Annotated in this window: 16 protein-coding genes; 8 read left to right on the plus strand and 8 right to left on the minus strand. The window is 63.2% G+C overall.

The window, feature by feature from the left end; genetic code table 11:
- The first annotated feature begins 25 nt into the window (after positions 1–25).
- Positions 26–1,042, plus strand: coding sequence for a carbonic anhydrase (locus tag BUA36_RS25065; protein WP_072788644.1), 1,017 nt, complete (start codon positions 26–28; stop codon positions 1,040–1,042).
- Here BUA36_RS25065 and BUA36_RS25070 read toward each other — a convergent pair.
- From BUA36_RS25070 to tsaE, 3 genes are read right to left on the minus strand one after another with little or no spacing between them, the layout of a single operon-like run.
- Positions 1,039–1,878: a D-hexose-6-phosphate mutarotase gene (locus BUA36_RS25070; RefSeq protein ID WP_072788646.1), complete on the minus strand. Its 840-nt coding sequence runs from the start codon at positions 1,876–1,878 to the stop codon at positions 1,039–1,041. The two genes, BUA36_RS25065 and BUA36_RS25070, sit on opposite strands and share 4 nt — an antisense overlap.
- Positions 1,879–1,890: 12 nt before the next feature.
- Positions 1,891–3,261 (minus strand): N-acetylmuramoyl-L-alanine amidase, encoded by a 1,371-nt coding sequence (locus tag BUA36_RS25075; RefSeq protein WP_072788648.1) that lies wholly within the window; start codon positions 3,259–3,261, stop codon positions 1,891–1,893.
- Positions 3,225–3,710, minus strand: a complete 486-nt coding sequence (gene tsaE, locus BUA36_RS25080) for a tRNA (adenosine(37)-N6)-threonylcarbamoyltransferase complex ATPase subunit type 1 TsaE (RefSeq protein WP_072788651.1) — start codon at positions 3,708–3,710, stop codon at positions 3,225–3,227. Before tsaE ends, BUA36_RS25075 begins: the two co-directional genes overlap by 37 nt.
- Before the next feature lie 58 nt (positions 3,711–3,768).
- On the opposite strand from tsaE, the gene queG reads away from it, so the two are divergent.
- A complete protein-coding gene (queG, locus tag BUA36_RS25085; protein ID WP_072788653.1) occupies positions 3,769–4,878 on the plus strand; it encodes a tRNA epoxyqueuosine(34) reductase QueG in 1,110 nt (369 codons plus the stop codon).
- Here the strand turns inward: queG and BUA36_RS25090 are convergent.
- Together BUA36_RS25090 and BUA36_RS25095 are read right to left on the minus strand one after the other, a co-directional pair.
- Positions 4,875–5,711, minus strand: coding sequence for a CPBP family intramembrane glutamic endopeptidase (locus tag BUA36_RS25090; RefSeq protein WP_072788655.1), 837 nt, complete (start codon positions 5,709–5,711; stop codon positions 4,875–4,877). The genes queG and BUA36_RS25090 overlap by 4 nt on opposite strands.
- Positions 5,708–6,190 carry a MarR family winged helix-turn-helix transcriptional regulator gene (locus BUA36_RS25095; protein WP_072788657.1) on the minus strand — a complete coding sequence of 161 codons (483 nt, stop codon included), beginning with the start codon at positions 6,188–6,190 and terminating at the stop codon, positions 5,708–5,710. The genes BUA36_RS25090 and BUA36_RS25095 overlap by 4 nt, the downstream gene beginning before the upstream one ends.
- An 85-nt stretch (positions 6,191–6,275) precedes the next feature.
- Between BUA36_RS25095 and BUA36_RS25100 the strand changes: the two genes are divergently transcribed.
- Positions 6,276–7,718 carry a sensor domain-containing diguanylate cyclase gene (locus BUA36_RS25100; RefSeq protein WP_229255804.1) on the plus strand — a complete coding sequence of 481 codons (1,443 nt, stop codon included), beginning with the start codon at positions 6,276–6,278 and terminating at the stop codon, positions 7,716–7,718.
- 43 nt (positions 7,719–7,761) lie between these two features.
- Positions 7,762–9,519, plus strand: a complete 1,758-nt coding sequence (locus BUA36_RS25105; protein WP_072788661.1) for a DUF885 domain-containing protein — start codon at positions 7,762–7,764, stop codon at positions 9,517–9,519.
- Between the two features lie 102 nt (positions 9,520–9,621).
- Here BUA36_RS25105 and BUA36_RS25110 read toward each other — a convergent pair whose 3' ends face one another.
- The gene (locus BUA36_RS25110) at positions 9,622–10,509 is read right to left on the minus strand and encodes an NmrA family NAD(P)-binding protein (protein WP_072788664.1); all 888 of its coding nucleotides are present in this window, start codon (positions 10,507–10,509) and stop codon (positions 9,622–9,624) included.
- A 62-nt stretch (positions 10,510–10,571) separates the two neighbouring features.
- Between BUA36_RS25110 and BUA36_RS25115 the strand changes: the two genes are divergently transcribed.
- From BUA36_RS25115 to BUA36_RS25130, 4 genes are read left to right on the plus strand one after another with little or no spacing between them, the layout of a single operon-like run.
- Entirely contained in the window at positions 10,572–11,510 is a 939-nt protein-coding gene (locus BUA36_RS25115; RefSeq protein ID WP_229255805.1) for a LysR family transcriptional regulator, read from the plus strand.
- Between the two features lie 9 nt (positions 11,511–11,519).
- Positions 11,520–12,017, plus strand: a complete 498-nt coding sequence (locus tag BUA36_RS25120) for a hypothetical protein (protein WP_139260688.1) — start codon at positions 11,520–11,522, stop codon at positions 12,015–12,017.
- Positions 12,018–12,070: 53 nt separating this feature from the next.
- Complete coding sequence (locus BUA36_RS25125; RefSeq protein WP_084560331.1) at positions 12,071–12,505, plus strand: GNAT family N-acetyltransferase; 435 nt, start codon at positions 12,071–12,073, stop codon at positions 12,503–12,505.
- A gap of 57 nt (positions 12,506–12,562) precedes the next feature.
- On the plus strand, positions 12,563–13,087 hold the full coding sequence (locus BUA36_RS25130; protein ID WP_072788669.1) for a hypothetical protein: 525 nt from the start codon (positions 12,563–12,565) through the stop codon (positions 13,085–13,087).
- Between the two features lie 6 nt (positions 13,088–13,093).
- Here BUA36_RS25130 and BUA36_RS25135 read toward each other — a convergent pair whose 3' ends face one another.
- Positions 13,094–13,678: a response regulator transcription factor gene (locus tag BUA36_RS25135; protein ID WP_072788672.1), complete on the minus strand. Its 585-nt coding sequence runs from the start codon at positions 13,676–13,678 to the stop codon at positions 13,094–13,096.
- Between the two features lie 4 nt (positions 13,679–13,682).
- Complete coding sequence (locus tag BUA36_RS25140) at positions 13,683–15,701, minus strand: two-component system sensor histidine kinase NtrB (RefSeq protein WP_072788674.1); 2,019 nt, start codon at positions 15,699–15,701, stop codon at positions 13,683–13,685.
- Between the last annotated feature and the right edge of the window lie 128 nt (positions 15,702–15,829).

Raw genomic sequence — 15,829 nt, forward strand, 5'->3', positions numbered from 1 at the left:
CTGTAATTGTCAATTCTGGATACCCATGCGCTCTTTTGTCCTCCCTCTGATTGCCTGCTGCTGCGTGATTTCCGCAGCCAGTGGCGCAAACGATCCGTTGATTTCGCCATCGACGAAATCGGCGCCGGGTGGTTCGTCGGGCGCGTCGTCCTCGTCGTCCGGCAGCGCGTCCTCATCCTCGGGATCAAGCCGCAAGCTCAGTGAACGCGAACGTGAGGCGCAGGCCGAAGCCGACCTGTCGGCGCGGATTCAGGAGCGGCTGGCCATCATGCGCGCCAACCAGCAGGCCCGTGCGGCAGCGGCGGCCAAGGCCAAGAAGGATGCGGCAAGCAAAGCTGCGGTGGAAGCGGCCAAGCCCAAGGTGTACAGCAATGTCTGGTCGTACGAAGGTGAAACCGGCCCCGCCAACTGGGGCAAGATCAATCCGGCCTGGGCCAAGTGCGGCACCGGCAACCGCCAGTCGCCGATCGATATTCGCGACGGCATGAAGGTGGATCTGGAGCAGATTACGTTTGACTACCACCCATCCTCGTTCAATGTGACGGACAACGGCCGTACGGTGCAGGTGATGGTCGGCAGCGGCAACTTCATCACGGTGGGCAACCGCATGTATGAGCTGATCCAGTTCCACTTCCACCGGCCGTCGGAGGAGCGCGTCAACGGCAAGGGCTATGAAATGGTGATGCACCTGGTGCACAAGGATGGCGAAGGCCGTCTGGCGGTGCTGGCGCTGCTGCTGGAGCGCGGCAAGTCGCAGCCGGTGATCCAGACGGTGTGGAACAACCTGCCGCTGGAGAAGTACGACACGGCCGCGCCGTCGTCGCTGCTGGACCCGATGGAGCTGCTGCCGGCACGCCGCGACTACTTCACGTATATGGGGTCGCTGACCACGCCGCCGTGCACCGAAGGCGTACTGTGGCTGGTGATGAAGGAGCCGGTGCAGGCCTCGCCGGCGCAGATGGCGCTATTCAGCCGCCTGTATCCGCTCAACGCGCGTCCGACGCAGCCGGGCTCCGGCCGCATCATCAAAGAGTCGAATTAAAGCGCGATCTTGTGTTTGCCGGCCCAGGTGGCGCCGGCTGCCAGCGGCTGCTGGTCGATGCGCGCCGGCTCGATGCAAACGAAGCGCTGATATTCTTCATCCGCCAGGTCCACCAGCGCCGCCGCATCGGCCTGGCCCGGATTCCATACCACCCACTCACTGAAACCCTGCTGCTCCAGGCGCAGCGTGGCGTCGGCCGTATTGAGCGTGACGGCCGGCGTGGACTGGTACAGCCGGTCATGCTTCTCGGTGAAATGCAGCGCGGGATACTCCTGCGTGCGCGTGTTCAGGTGATGGTCGGTGTACTGCTGGTGCTGCAGGCCGCTGATGCTGGTCGCGTCCAGATGGCCGACGTCGTAGTAGGTGTGCAGCGCCACGCCAAACGGGAAAGCCTGTTCGCCCGTGTTGCGCACGGTGTAGTCGATCTCCAGCGCGTCGCCGTGCAGCGTAAAACGTAAGCTCAATGCAAACGCGTGCGGCCAGGCTTGCTGGTGCTCGGGCGACAGGTCGCCTGGCGCCAGTGCGAATTCCAGATAGGAGCTGCCGCCGTCGCCGCCGCTGCCGGCCAGGCGCCAGGTGCTGACGCGCGCGAAGCCGTGGCGCAGACCGGGACCACGGACATTAAACTGCGGGAAGATCACCGGCACACCGCCGCGTATGGCCTTGCTGCCGTCCAGCGGGGTTTGCGAACTGACGAACAGGCGCTCCTTGCCATCCCCGGTTTTCCAGGACAGCAGGTGTGCGCCAAACAGCGACACGGTGATCTGCGCGCCATCGGCGGCGATCAGGTGAACGGCTGGCAGGGCGCCGTATGCGGTGTTGGTGACTACAGCCATGTCTCTTCCATGTTAAGTGAGCCGGTTCTTTGCCAGCGGTGGATTCTTTGCGAAGTAGCGGCGGATGCCGGTGACAATGGCATCGGCCAGCTTGTTCTGGTAGCTCTCGTCGAGCAGCTTGGCTTCTTCTTCCGGATTGGAGATGAAGGCCGTCTCGATCAGGATCGACGGAATGTCCGGCGCCTTCAGCACCGCAAAGCCGGCCTGCTCGACCGAGCCTTTGTGCAGGCGGTTGATGCCGCCGATCTCGCCCAGCACCGAGCGTCCCAGCTTCATGCTGTCATTGATCTGCGCGGTGGTGGAGAGGTCGAACAGCACGCTGGCCAGCTGCTTGTCGTGGCTTTTGACGTTGACGCCGCCGATAGTGTCGGCCAGGTTTTCCTTGTCCGCCAGCCAGCGCGCGGCCGAGGAGGTCGCGCCTTTTTCCGACAGCACGAACACGGATGAACCGCGTGCGCTTGGCTGCACGAAGGCGTCCGCGTGAATGGAGACGAACAAATCCGCCTGCACCTTGCGGGCTTTTTCCACGCGCGTGCCGAGCGGGACGAAGTAGTCGCCATCACGCGTCAGCATCACGCGCATATTCGGAATGTCCTCCAGCCTGGCCTTGAGGCGCTTGGCGATGGACAGCACGATATCCTTCTCGCGGCTGCCGTTCTTGCCGGACGCGCCCGGGTCCTCGCCGCCATGGCCGGGGTCCAGCGCAATGGTAATCATGCGTACCAGCTTGCCGTTCTTGTCGACCTTTTCAGCGGCCCGGGTCTGGGCTTCGGCGGTTTTGAGTTCGCTCTTGAGCTCCTCGCGCGGTTCGGCCTTAAGGTCGGGCTTGAGCTGTTCCAGCTGTTCTTTCGGTGGCGGCGCTGGCGTGGCGGCTGCGGTCTTGTCGTCGCTGGACCAGTCGCCCTTTTCGATCATGGCGGCGATCGGATCGGCGGCCTTGACGGGATACAGGTCAAAGATCAGGCGGTGCTTGTAGTTGCCGGCCGGCGGCAACGTGAACACCTGCGGTTTGACCTCTTCCTTGAGGTCGAACACCAGCCGCACCACGTTCGGCCGGTTCTGGCCCACGCGCACCTGCTTGATGTACGGGTCGTTGGACTGGATCTTGGCGACCAGGCTTTTCAGCGTCGGGTTCAGTTCCAGGCCTTCGATGTCGACCACCATGCGCTCCGGGTCCTTGACGATGAAGTGCGTGGCTTTGAGGTCGGTATCGTTTTCCAGCGTGACGCGGGTGTAGTCCTCGGCCGGCCAGACGCGCACCGCCAGAATTTGCGCAGCGTAGGCGCGCAGCGGGGCAACGACGGAAAGCAGCAGGGTGGCGCCGGCCTTCAGGACGGTGCGGCGGCTCACATGTTGGGAGCGAATTTGAGGCGTTGAAGGCATGAGTTACCCAAGGCGGTAGACGCCTGCAATTCTACATCACGGCCGTGACCGGCCACAGTCAAAAACACGTTCAGATCAGGCGGCGGCAGCACACCTTCGGCCTTTTCAGGCCATTCGACGATACAGATGTTGTCGCCGTTGAAGTCCTCGCGGAAGCCCGCGTCGAGGAATTCTTCGGGACTGCCCATGCGGTACAGGTCGAAGTGGATCACGCCGACGGCACGGCCGTCGAGCTGGATGCTGTAGGGTTCCGACAGCGTGTAAGTCGGGCTTTTGACGGTGCCGTTATGGCCCGCCGCGTGCAGCAGCGCGCGTGTGAGGGCGGTTTTGCCGGCGCCCAGGTCGCCGTGCAGGTGAATCGCCAGGCCGGGCAGCATGGCGCGCGCCAGCGCGGCGCCAAGGGCGGCGGTACCTTCTTCGTCGTGGAGATGGGCTGTGAAGTGCTGCATCAATTAAAATGTCATGTTGGTTGGATCGCCAGCCATTTTAACCGCTAGCTACGCCGAGATGTCCCTGTCTGAAACCAATTTAGCCGAACTTGCCCTCAGCATCAAGCGCTGGGGTGTGGCGCTGGGCTTTGCCGAAATCCGCATCACCGACGTCGACCTGAGTCACGCCGAAGCTGGCCTGCAGGCCTGGCTGGACGCGGGCATGCACGGCGAAATGGACTATATGGCCAGCCACGGCATGCTGCGCGCCCGTCCTGCTGAGCTGGTGCCGGGCACCGTCCGCGTGGTCAGCGCCCGCATGAACTATCTGCCGAGGGACACGCAAACCAGCGGTGAACACGACTGGCGCGCGCGCGAGGCGGCCCGGCTGGCCGATCCGGATGCGGCCGTGATCTCCGTGTACGCACGCGGCCGCGACTATCACAAGGTGCTGCGCGCACGGCTGCAGCAGCTGGCCGACAAGGTAAAAGCGGAGATCGGCGAATTCGGCTACCGCGTGTTCACCGATTCGGCGCCGGTGATGGAACTGCCGCTGGCGGAAAAGGCGGGGCTGGGCTGGCGCGGCAAGCATACCTTGCTGCTGTCGCGGACTGCCGGGTCGATGTTTTTCATGGGCGAGTTCCTGGTCGATCTGCCGCTGCCGATCGATGAGCCGACCGGCGCCCACTGCGGCCAGTGCTCGTCGTGCATCATGGCTTGTCCGACGCAAGCCATCCTCGGGCCGGGCAGGCTGGATGCGCGGCGCTGCATTTCCTACCTGACCATCGAACTGAAAAACGCCATTCCGCTGGAGATGCGGCCGCTGATCGGCAACCGCGTGTACGGCTGTGACGACTGCCAGACCGCCTGCCCATGGAACAAGTTCGCCCAGCCGGCCGTGCTGCCGGACTTTGATGAGCGCCATGGCCTGGGCCAGGCGTCGATGGTGGAACTGTTTGCGTGGACTGACGAGGAATTCAACCGCAAGATGGAGGGCAGTCCGATACGCCGCATCGGCCATGAACGCTGGCTGCGCAATATTGCGGTGGGCCTGGGCAATGCAGCAGCGGCTGGCGCCAAAGGCGATGCGGCGATTGTTGCGGCGCTGGCAGCGCGCCGCGAACATCCGTCAGAACTGGTGCGCGAGCATGTGGAATGGGCGCTGGCCCAGCACCGTAGCGCTGCTTAACGGCTGGCCGTGCGGCGTAGCAGGAACACGGCAGCAGCGGCCCACAGCACCAGCGTCACCACCGAGCCCTCGACACCGTAGGCGCCGCCCGTCAGCCATTCCGGGCCGGGCAGCGACACTTGCAGCCAGCCGCGCGCCGCATGGCCTGAAACAGGCACGGAGAAAAAGCCGTCATACAGGAAGTTCCAGCCGAAGTGCACGCCGATGGACAGCCAGATGCGGCGCGTTTGCAGATAGCAGGCGCTCAGCGTCAGGCCAGCCACGCCGGTAATCAGGATCGCCAGCACGCTGACGTGCTCATTCTGCATATGCGCCAGCGCGAAGGCCAGGAAGGACACCACCAGTGCGGTGCGCGTGCCCCAGCGCTGTTCGACGATGCGGAACAGCACTGCGCGGAACAGCAGCTCTTCAAAGCAGGCCACCATGATTTGCTCGGGCAGGGATTTCAGCAGGAATACCCAGTCGGCGCTGCTGCCAGTCACGGTGAACGCACCAGCTGCGGCTAGTACGCCCGCCACGCCCAGACCCAGCGCCGCGCCGATTGCCACGCCGCGTGCCGCTTCACGCGTCGCGCCGGCGGATGCCAGCTCGGTCGCTGCGCGCTTTTCCAGACGCTGCGTGAACAGGCGGTAGCCGGCCATGCTCATGGTGGCCGCCAGCAGGAATGGCCACACCACGCGTTCAGGCTTGGGCACGATTTCGGACAGCATCAACGTCAGCATCATGGGCAGCATGACGGCAACCACGCCAAGCACGATACGCACCACCGGATGGCTGAACAGGCGGGCGCGGAAAGTCGGGACAGGTGACACGATCTGCTGGGCGATGCTCATGACGTCTCCTTGTTGCTGTTGGTTGCGGCGCGCGCAGTGCGGATGCGCTCACCAAAAGATTCAGTTTGCAGTGCGGCGATGGCCTGGGCCAGCGCCTCTGAGAGCGGGTAGGGCAGGTCCCGGTCCAGGCTATCCGCCGCTGCGCGTGTGGCTTGCCAGCACTGGCGCAGCTGCGGCAGCAGGTGTTCGCCGTGGGCGCTCAGGCGGACCAGCTTCTGGCGCGCATCGCGTACGCCGGGCGAGGCGTCCAGCAAGCCTTCCCTGAGCATCAGCGCGACGGTTTGCGTGGCGGCCGGCTGGGTGATGCCGGCCGCTTCGGCGATCTGGCCGATGGTGCGCGGCTCGCCGCTTTCCAGCGCCCGCATCACGGGCGTGTAGCGCGGACGATAGGCGAGGCCGGCGTCCTCGTAGGCCGCGCCGACGGCGCCGTCGAGCAGGTCGATCAGGTGGCGCAATTGGGTTCCCAGTCCTTGTCTCATGATTTAAATGTAACACGATGCATAAGTGCTTATGCAATTATTTTTGATTTCATTTGTATAATGGTCACAAATCGAGGGGAACATTTTGTCCAAAACTGACGCTCAAGGGCCGCCCGCCTATCGGGAATTGTCGCCCTGGCGCCTGTGGCGCGAAGGCAGCCGCCGCCAGAAAATCTGCCTGTTTGGCGGCTGGCTGGTCTTGCTCATGCTGTGCGCCGCGCTCGGTGTGGGCATGGTGATCTGGCGCTGGTCCGGCCTACCGATTGCTTTTGGCGGCGTCACCGTCTACCTCACGATTTATCCGCCGCTGCTGATTTGTCTGCTGCTCACGCTCACGCTGGGCTGGTGGTGGGGTGCGATTCCCGCTTACTGCGCCACTTTCTCGCTGGCCGTCTATGCCGGCATGCCGCTGCCGTGGGCACTGCTGTTTGCGCTGGCCAATCCGCTGGGCTTTGCGATCCTGGTGATCGGCTACCAGGCGATTGCCATGCGGCGCGATCTGCGTGCGCTGAACGCGCTGCTGTTTTATGTGCAGCAGTCGTTTGTCGCATGCGTGTTCAGCTCAAGCGGGGCGCTGATCTGGAGTTATACCAATCACTTTGAACGTGCGGCCTTGCTGCCGATCTGGCAGGGCTGGTGGCTGGGCGCCTTTTTGCAAAGCGTGTTGATCGTCGGGCCGTTGATGGCGCTGCTGTGGCCACGCGCCGAGCGCTGGCTGTCCGCGCATCCGCAACTCATGCGCGACACGCATACACGCTCGCGCCAGTCGCTGCTGGGACTCCTGGCGTCGGTGGCGCTGGGGGTGCTGTTCTATGGCTTCGTCACCATCGGCCTGGCCGAAGGACAGGTGGACAAGGAGGCGATGCGCCAGACCATGTGGATTTTCTACTGGGTGTTTGTGGCGATTGTGCTGTTCATGGCCTTCTTCGGCTACCAGCTGTTTGTACACTGGCAGAAAACCCAGGACCATCTGCTGGCCGAACTGCACCGCGCAAACGCAGAGTTGCAGACGCTGGCGACCACCGATGCGCTGACTGGTTTGCTCAATCGCCGCGCAGCCGACCGGCGTCTGTCGGCAGAGTGGCAGCGCACCCGCCGCACGCGCCGCCATGCGGCCATGGTGCTGCTGGATATCGACCACTTCAAACAGATCAACGACCAGTATGGCCATCCGGCCGGCGATGCCGCCTTGCGCCGGCTGTCAGCGGTGATTCAGTCCGTGATGCGGCAGGTGGATTTTGCCGCGCGCTATGGCGGCGAGGAATTCCTGATTGTGCTGCCCGACACGGACCAGCAGGGCGCGTTTGCGTTTGCCGAACGTCTGCGCGTGGAGGTGGCCGCATCGCCCGTGGTGCATGAAGAGGATAGCTTCAACATGCAGATCAGCCTGGGCGTGGCGATTGCGCGCGAGGACGAAGCCAGTCACGAACGCTGGGTCAGCCGCGCCGACCGTGCCTTGTACCGCGCCAAACAGGGAGGCCGCAATCGCACCGCAGTCGATGACGCCGGTGTTGAGAAGCAGGCTTGAGTGGGCTACACTCGTCGGGTCTTTTTATAGAGAGGCCCAAGCAATGCAAACTTCAATTAGATTCATGGCGCTGGTGATTAGCGCATCGTTTTCCCTGGCCGCGCAGGCGGTAAGCTTTGATGATTGGGCCGACAAGGTCGCCAACGCCAAGGTGCGCAGCGATCCTGAACAGGCCACGCAGAAGCAGTACTTCGACGCCAAAGAGCAGGATGCGCTGGACCGCAAGCTGACGCCGAACACGGTGGTGTTCCGCGCGGCGGAAGTGGCCAGCGCCAAAAAATCGCTGGTGGAGCTGGACAAAATCAATCAAGCCAAACTGACGCCGCAGCAGCGCGCCAGCGCTGCCACCATCGCCTGGAGTTTGCAGGGCACGGTCGATGCGTATGCCTACCGTGACTATAACTTTGTGTTCAACCAGTTCACCGGCCTGCATGTGCAGATCGTGAACTTCCTGTCGCAGCAGCATCCGATACGCAATCGCCGCGATATCGAAAACTACCTGGTGCGCCTGAAAGCCGTCGCCGGCAAGATGGATACCGGCATCGTGCAGGCGCGCGGCGCCGCAGGCAAGGGCATTCTGATGCCGACCTTTATCACGCAGGCCTCCATCGGCCAGCTGGACCGCTTCCTGGACGGCACGCCGGAAAACAATGTGTTTGTGGCCTCGCTGGTGCAGCGCATGGGCAGCGTGAAGGATGTGCCGGCGGAAGACCAGGCCAAATTTGCTGCCGAGGCGACGGCCATCGTCAAGCAATCCATCATTCCGGTGTTCCAGCGTACGCGCACGCTGTTGCAGGAGCAGCTGCCGCGCACGAATAACGATGCGGGCCTGTGGCGCCTGCCGAATGGCGACAAGGCGTATGCCGTGATGCTGCGCCAGATGACATCGACCGATTACACGCCGCAGCAGATCCACGAGATCGGCCAGCAGGAAGTGGCGCGCATCGAGAAGGAGATGCATGGCCTGCTGGTGTCCATCGGTTATACCGACGGCAGCATCAAGGACCGCATGGCCAAGCTGGAGCAGGACCAGCAGCCGAAGGAAGCGGACCCGCGCCCACAACTGCTGGCACGCTATGACGAGATTCTGCGCGATGCGGAGGCGCGCGCCAAAGACCTGTTCGACATCGTGCCGAAAGCGCCGGTGGTGGTGAAGCGCGAACCGCTGTTCACCGAGAAGACGGCGGCGGCCCACTACACGGGACCGGCCAAGGATGGCACACGTCCGGGCATCTTCTGGGCGCCGCTGCCGGGGCCGGATTTCCGCATCGTCGGCATGCGTACGCTGGTGTATCACGAAGGTGTGCCGGGCCACCACTTCCAGGTCGCGCTGCAGCAGGAAAATGCCGGCCTGCCGCGCTATCGCCGCGACCGCGTGTTTGGCGTCGGCTCCGCGTATGGCGAAGGGTGGGCGCTGTATGCCGAACAGCTGGCAGCGGAGAATGGCTGGTACGGCAATGACGTCGTCGGCCGTCTGGGCCAGCTGGATGCGGAACTGTTCCGCGCACGCCGCCTGGTGGTGGACACCGGCCTGCACGCGATGAAGTGGACGCGCCAGCAAGGCATCGATTACGGCATTCCACCGGCGGAAGTGGACCGTTATGTGGTGATGCCTGGCCAGGCCTGTGCCTACAAGATCGGCATGATGCGCATTCTGGAGCTGCGTGCCAAAGCGCAGAAAGCGCTGGGCGACAAGTTCAACATCAAGGCCTTCCACAACACCGTCCTGGAAACCGGCAACGTCCCGCTGTCCGTGCTGGAAAAAGTCGTGGACGAGTGGATCGCTACGCAGAAGGGCTGATACGGCAGCGTTGCCCCGTCTGGCGAAACTGTCAGGCGGGGCGTCGTTGGCCTTGCCTATGCCCTTGGCCGGGAATTCCCGGCTGAGAAAGTTTGACCTCTTTTAATGCCGGGCCAGTTCGGCGATGACATGTTTCAGCGGCGTTGTTCCTGCCCGCTCTACCGCGCGGGGATCGCTCTTGATGTCGATGTGCGCAGAGTTGAGGCTGCGGGTCATTTCGATGAAACCGGCCAGTGCGGCTGCTGAGAAACCGGCAGCGGCCAGCGCCTGCGGCCAGGCTGCTTCCGGTACAACTGCCACGTCTACCCGTTTCCCGAGCGTGGCGGCAATGATGGCGGCGACATCGCCCGGCGCATAGTCTTCCGGCCCCGAGAGCGTGACGATGCTGGTATTCGTGCTTTCTTCTTGCAGCAAGGCCGCCGCAATCCTGCCGACGTCCGCAGTTGCCACCATCGGCAACGGATGCTGTGGTGGTGACAAGAATGTCGGCAAGGTGCCGTTGTCCACGGCCGCGCCGACCAGCGGCGTCCAGTTCTCCATGAAATAAGCCGCGCGCAGGAAGACCGTGGGGATGCCCGTATCGCCCAAGCGCTGTTCGAACATCCGGTTCATCCCGATCCAGCCCGTTCCGCTTGCGCGGTCGGCGCCGATCGAGGATAGCGCGACCAGCCGGGGTATCTGCGCTGCCAGCGCGGCGCGTGCGGTGATATCGGCAATCACGCCGGCCAGCGCGAACAGGTCTTCACGCTGATAGTGCTGCGGGCTGACGACGTAAGCACCCCGGGCCTGGCTGAGCGCACTGGTCATCGCGGCCAGGTCCGTCAGGTCGGCCACGGCGACCTGGGCGCCGCGCTCAGCCCAAGGCTGGCCCTTGGCGGGATCGCGCACCACGACACGCACGGGCTGGCCGGCGCGTAACAGCGCATCGGCGGCAGCGGCGCCGGTGCGGCCGGTCACGCCGAAGACGACGTAGGGAAGGGAAACAGTCATATAAAAATCTCCTATTCAGATGAAACTGAATGGTGCATGATTGTCGGATATACACCAATGGCATGAAAGTCATAGTCAACATGCACCAAGTGGATTTATCTAACCTCGACCTCAATCTGTTGAAACTGTTTGAAGCCCTGGTTCGGGAACGCAGCGTCACCCAGGCGGGGTTGCGCCTGGGCCTGAGCCAGCCGGCCGCTAGCCGCGCATTGGGGCGGTTGCGCGCGATGCTGGGAGATCGCCTGCTGGTTCGCGGCAAGCTTGGTCTGGAACTGACGCCGCGCGGCGAGATGCTGGCCGGGCCGGTGGCCAGATTGCTGGAGGAGGTCCGCGGCATCGTTTCGCCGGCGGTGTTCGATCCCGCTGCGGCAAAGGGGCGTTTCACGATTGCCGCGCATGACCACCTTAGCCTGACGGTGCTTGCCGGTTTGATCGCCCGCTTCGAGCGCCAGGCGCCGGCGCTGAGCCTTCATATCGCGCAACCTGCCGGCGACAATGTGCGGCTGATCGAGCAGGGCGGCGCAGACCTGGCGCTGGGGATTTTCAACACCCTTCCCGGCAGCCTCCATCGCCGTGGCTTATACGACGATGACCTGGTCTGTGTGGTCAGGTCCGGTCATGCCTGTGTGGCGGGCGGGCTGGGTCTGGAGCGTTATGTGGGCTTGCGTCATGTCGCCGTGACCATTTCCGGCGTCGGCGAGAGTGCGGTCGATGTCGCGCTGTCGGCGCAGGGACGAACGCGCCATGTCGCTGTGCGCGTGCCGCACTTCCTTGCGGGGGCGATGCTGGTGGCCGATAGTGACATGATCCTGACCTTGCCAGGCCGCCTGGCGCGATTGCTCGCGCAGCAGCTTCCGCTTGCGATGCTGGAGGTGCCGCTACAGCTAGCGCCCCTGTCGCCGGCGATGATCTGGCACGAACGCGTCCACCGGGACCCGGCCCATGTCTGGGTACGGCAACAACTGGTTGACGTCGTCGCGCCGTTCAACCATGTCAGCTAGAGAGACACCATGAGATTACGAACCGCGTCACTGTTCTTCATTGCCATGCTGTGCTGGTATGCCGTGAACGCTACCGCTGGCAGTACCGAAGAAGCCAGGCTAGCGCAGCGCACCGGCAAGCCAGCAGGAAAGAACTGCGAACTGTTGATGCCGCCAGCTGGTGCTGGGGAGGAAAGCGGGCATGGCTATCTGGTGCAGGTCTGGCCACGGGCCAAAGACATCGACGCGCACTACTCCGGTTGCCAGGCCGTGTTCTGGACTACTGCCAGCCAGCCGCCACGGCTTGCCTGGCTGGTGGAGGTGCTCAACGGCGACCCGCTACGCCGCTGGTCTGCTGATCCGGCCCTGCGGGATATGTCTCAATGCGTCTATGCACGTGGCGTGTTGATGAAGGGCTCGCCCGATCTCTGTCCAGTTCCGCCGGAATTGCTCATGCCGTCACAAGCAGCTGGTTGCGTCACTGCTCCCAATCCGGCTGCACATTGCGATTATGATGTGGAATATTGAGCGGGCCTGGCGCGATTGCCGGCGTTTGCCAACAACGAACCTTGAAACGACACATGACCATGACAGAAATCGTGACGTATCGGCAGGCCCATGCTGACGACATCCCTGCAATGTCCACAATCCGGCTTGCCGTCCGTGAGAATGTGCTGTCCAACCCCGCCAGGATAACGCGGCAAATGTACGAGGATTATCTTGATGCTCTCGGCCGAGGCTGGGTTGCTGAAATTGGTGGTGAGATCGTCGGTTTTTCGTACGCGGATAAAACAGACTCGTCGATCTGGGCGCTGTTCATATCGCCCGAGTACGAAGGCAAAGGACTGGCAAAGCAATTGCTGCACCTGGCAACGCGCTGGCTCTTCGATCAGGGCAACAGCTGCGTCCGCCTGAGTACCGGAGCAGGAACCCGGGCTGACCAGTTCTACGCCTTGCAGGGATGGGCGAGGGAACGGGTTGAGGGTAACGATGCCTTTTACGTGCTGGTCGCCTGACGACCGGACCAGCGGCTGCATCGCCCTTCCAGACATGCTGATTGGATCTTACTTCCCATGCAAACATTGACGAATCGCCTCCGCTACCTGCGCAGCCGCGAGGCCTTGGCCGCAGTGGCTCTGCCAGCAGTTATTGTAGGGAAGTGGTGGGGCGAAGGTGGCGAGATTGCCTGGGGTATGCGCGTCGCAGCGCTGAGCTTGCTGGTGTATATCCTTGTACAAGGGACGCTGTATTGGCATCTCAAGCTGCGGTCGATTACGGGGCAGGCAGCGCTGCCTGCGTATTTCTCTCAAGTCTTCTGCAGTTTTAAATGGTCCAACCTCATGCTCGCCGGCGGTCTACTGGTGCTCCTGTTTTTGCCGGAGCGGATGCCGCTGTCGGACACTGATTTGCGATGGACCGTCGGTCTGTTGCTGGGCGCCTTGCTGGAACACATTAACTACTACCATTACCAACTGATGTATGACACACGGGCGGCGTTCGATCATTTACGGCGTCATGGCCGGCTGCGCAAAGCCGCCCTCGGCATCGATATGGCCAGGGCTCGCCTGACACGCATCGCGGACGGTTGCGAGAGGTGATGACGCCTATTTCAGCAGGCCGGCCAGTTCGACGGCGGTTTTGACCTGCATCTTGTCGAAGATGTGGGCGCGGTGGACTTCCACCGTCCGCATGCTGATGCCAAGCTGGTCGGCGACGACCTTGTTCATTTTGCCGGCCAGGATCAGGTCCAGTACTTCACGCTCGCGCACCGACAGCGTTGCCAGGCGCGCGTGGACGGCGGCGCTCTCGCTGGCGCGGCGCGAGTTGGCCAGCGCTTCCTGCACGCGGTCCATGAGCTGGTTGTCGTTGAAGGGTTTCTCGAAGAAGTCGAAAGCGCCGCGTTTCAGCGTGTCCACCGCCATTGGCACATCGCCATGGCCGGTCAGGAAGATGACAGGCATGCGCTGCACCAGGCCGCGCGTGAGTAGCTGGTCGAACACGGCAACGCCGTTCATGTCGGGCATGCGCACGTCAAGCAGCACGCAGTCGCCGTTGACGTCGAACTCACTGCCGATCTGCGCCAGAAATTGTAAGCCCGATTCATAAGCGCGTGCCGGGATTGCCCGCGACGTGGCCAGCCAGCTCAGCGCGTCGCGTACGACCGCTTCATCATCGACGATATGCAGCATTCTTTTATGTCTCCTGTTCCGTTACCGCCAGCACGGCTGGCAGCACGAACGTAAATATGGTCCCGCCCTGCGGGTTGGCGCGGAAGGACAGTGCGCCGCCGTGGAATTCTATCGCAGTCCGGCAGATATTGAGTCCCATGCCCATGCCTTCGGCCTTGGTGGAGAAGAACGGCGAGAACAGGCGCTGCGCGACTTCCTCCGGAATCCCGTGGCCCTGGTCGATCACGGCCACGCTGACTTGGCCGCTGTCCTTGTCATATTCCGCCACTACGCGCAGTACGCGCTGCGCTGGCGGCACGTGCTGCATGGCTTCGATGGCGTTGCGGGTCAGGTTGAGCAGCACCTGCTCGATCATCACGCGGTCCGCGCGCACGGACGGCAGATCGTCCGGCAGCTCCGTACGGAAGGCAACGTAGCTCTGGCGCGCCTGCAGCTCGATCAGTGCGCGTATGCCGTCCAGCAGCGAGGGGATGGCGACTTCCTGCCGCAGCGGCTCGCGCTTCTTCACAAATTCGTGCACGCTGCGGATGATCTGGCCCGCGCGCTGCGCCTGGGCGCTAGCCTGTTCCAGCGCCGGTTTCAGGATCGTGCAATCCACCTCGCCGCCACGGTCCAGTACATTCAGCGCACCGGTGGTGTAGCTGGAAATTGCCGCCAGTGGCTGATTCAGCTCGTGCGCCAGCATCGAGGCGATTTCGCCCATGGTGGCCAGGCGCGCCGACGCCTGCAGCTTTTCCTGTTGCTGGCGGTTCAGTTCTTCAATGCGCTTGCGGTCGGAAATGTCGAGGATGGAACCCATCCATCCGGTCTGCTTGCCGTGGTTGTCCACCAGCGGCGCTTCAAACACCAGTACCGGCACGCGCTCGCCGTTAGGTCGCTGGAAGATGGTTTCAAACTGCGGCGTCACCTTGCCGGCCAGGACGGACGCAAAGCGCGCTTCATATTCCGTCATCGCTTCCGGCGCCCAGTAGGGCATGGGCGGCAGCTTGCCAACGATTTCCTCGGCCGGATAGCCGACGATCTGGCAGAACGCCGGATTCACATAGGTGATGCGGCCTTCCAGGTCGCGCGCGCGCAGGCCGGTGACCAGCGAGTTTTCCATCGCCGTACGGAACGACATCTGCTGGCGCAGCGCGCCTTCTGCGGCCAGGCGCCGCGAGATGTGGCCCCACAGGGCCAGCAGGCTCCATAACAATCCCAGCGACAGCACGATCACCGAACCGACCAGCAGATTGGGCAGCAACTGCGGCTCGCTCTTGACGCTGTCCGTCACCAGCGTGACCGAGGCGCCCGGCAGATCCAGCGCGCGCTTGTGGGTGTAGACACCATGGCCCGGGCCGGCCGCCGCGCGGCGCGCCAGCACCTTGTCGTCGCGGTCCACCAGCGATACCTGGTTGTCCTGCGCGAACCACCACGGCACCATTTCATCGAGCAGCGCCGAGGTCTGATAGGTGGCCACCAGCGAGCCCAGATACTCGTCGCCCCGGAACAGCGGCACGTGATAGTCCATCAGCACGGCCGCTGGCGCGGCCGACTGGTTCGGCGTCTGCGCTTCCGGCTGGGTGTACATGGGCCGGCGGGTCTTGCGCGTGATGTCGGCGGTGGCTTTGGAGGACGGCGACAGTTCGACCGGCGTCGCCAGCGGATCGCTGCTGCCGGCCAGCTGGCCATCCGGCTTGAGCCACACCACGCGCAGCAGTTCATGGCCGTTTTTGAGCAGGCGCGCCATGCGCTCATGCAGCAGGGCGGGCGACAAATGGCCGGTGCTGATTTCCACGCCCATGCTGCGCAGGCTCTCCTCATCGCGGCCCAGCTGGAAGCGGATGGTCTGCTCGACCCACAGGGTATCGGCAATCAGCTGCTCCTGGCGCTCGTTGCTTTCCATCTGGCGCGCCTGCCAGGGCAGCCAGATCAGGATGGCCAGGAAAAACAACACCAGCACGATGGGCAGCAGCCAGCGCAGCGAGGTGCTGGGGTAGGGACGGCGACGTGAAACAGGCGCGGTAGAATGGGCAGAGGTCATGGGCGGTCAGCGTAGCGCGTCAGGATGATGCAGCCATTGTGGTTATCCACACTTGTCAGTGTTGCGGCAATTCATAAGAATCGTTCACAATAGAACAATAGTGTAACTTTAAACCCGTCAGGAGACTT

The organism is Duganella sacchari, from assembly GCF_900143065.1.
In the GTDB taxonomy this organism is placed as follows: Bacteria; Pseudomonadota; Gammaproteobacteria; order Burkholderiales; family Burkholderiaceae_D; genus Rugamonas; species Rugamonas sacchari.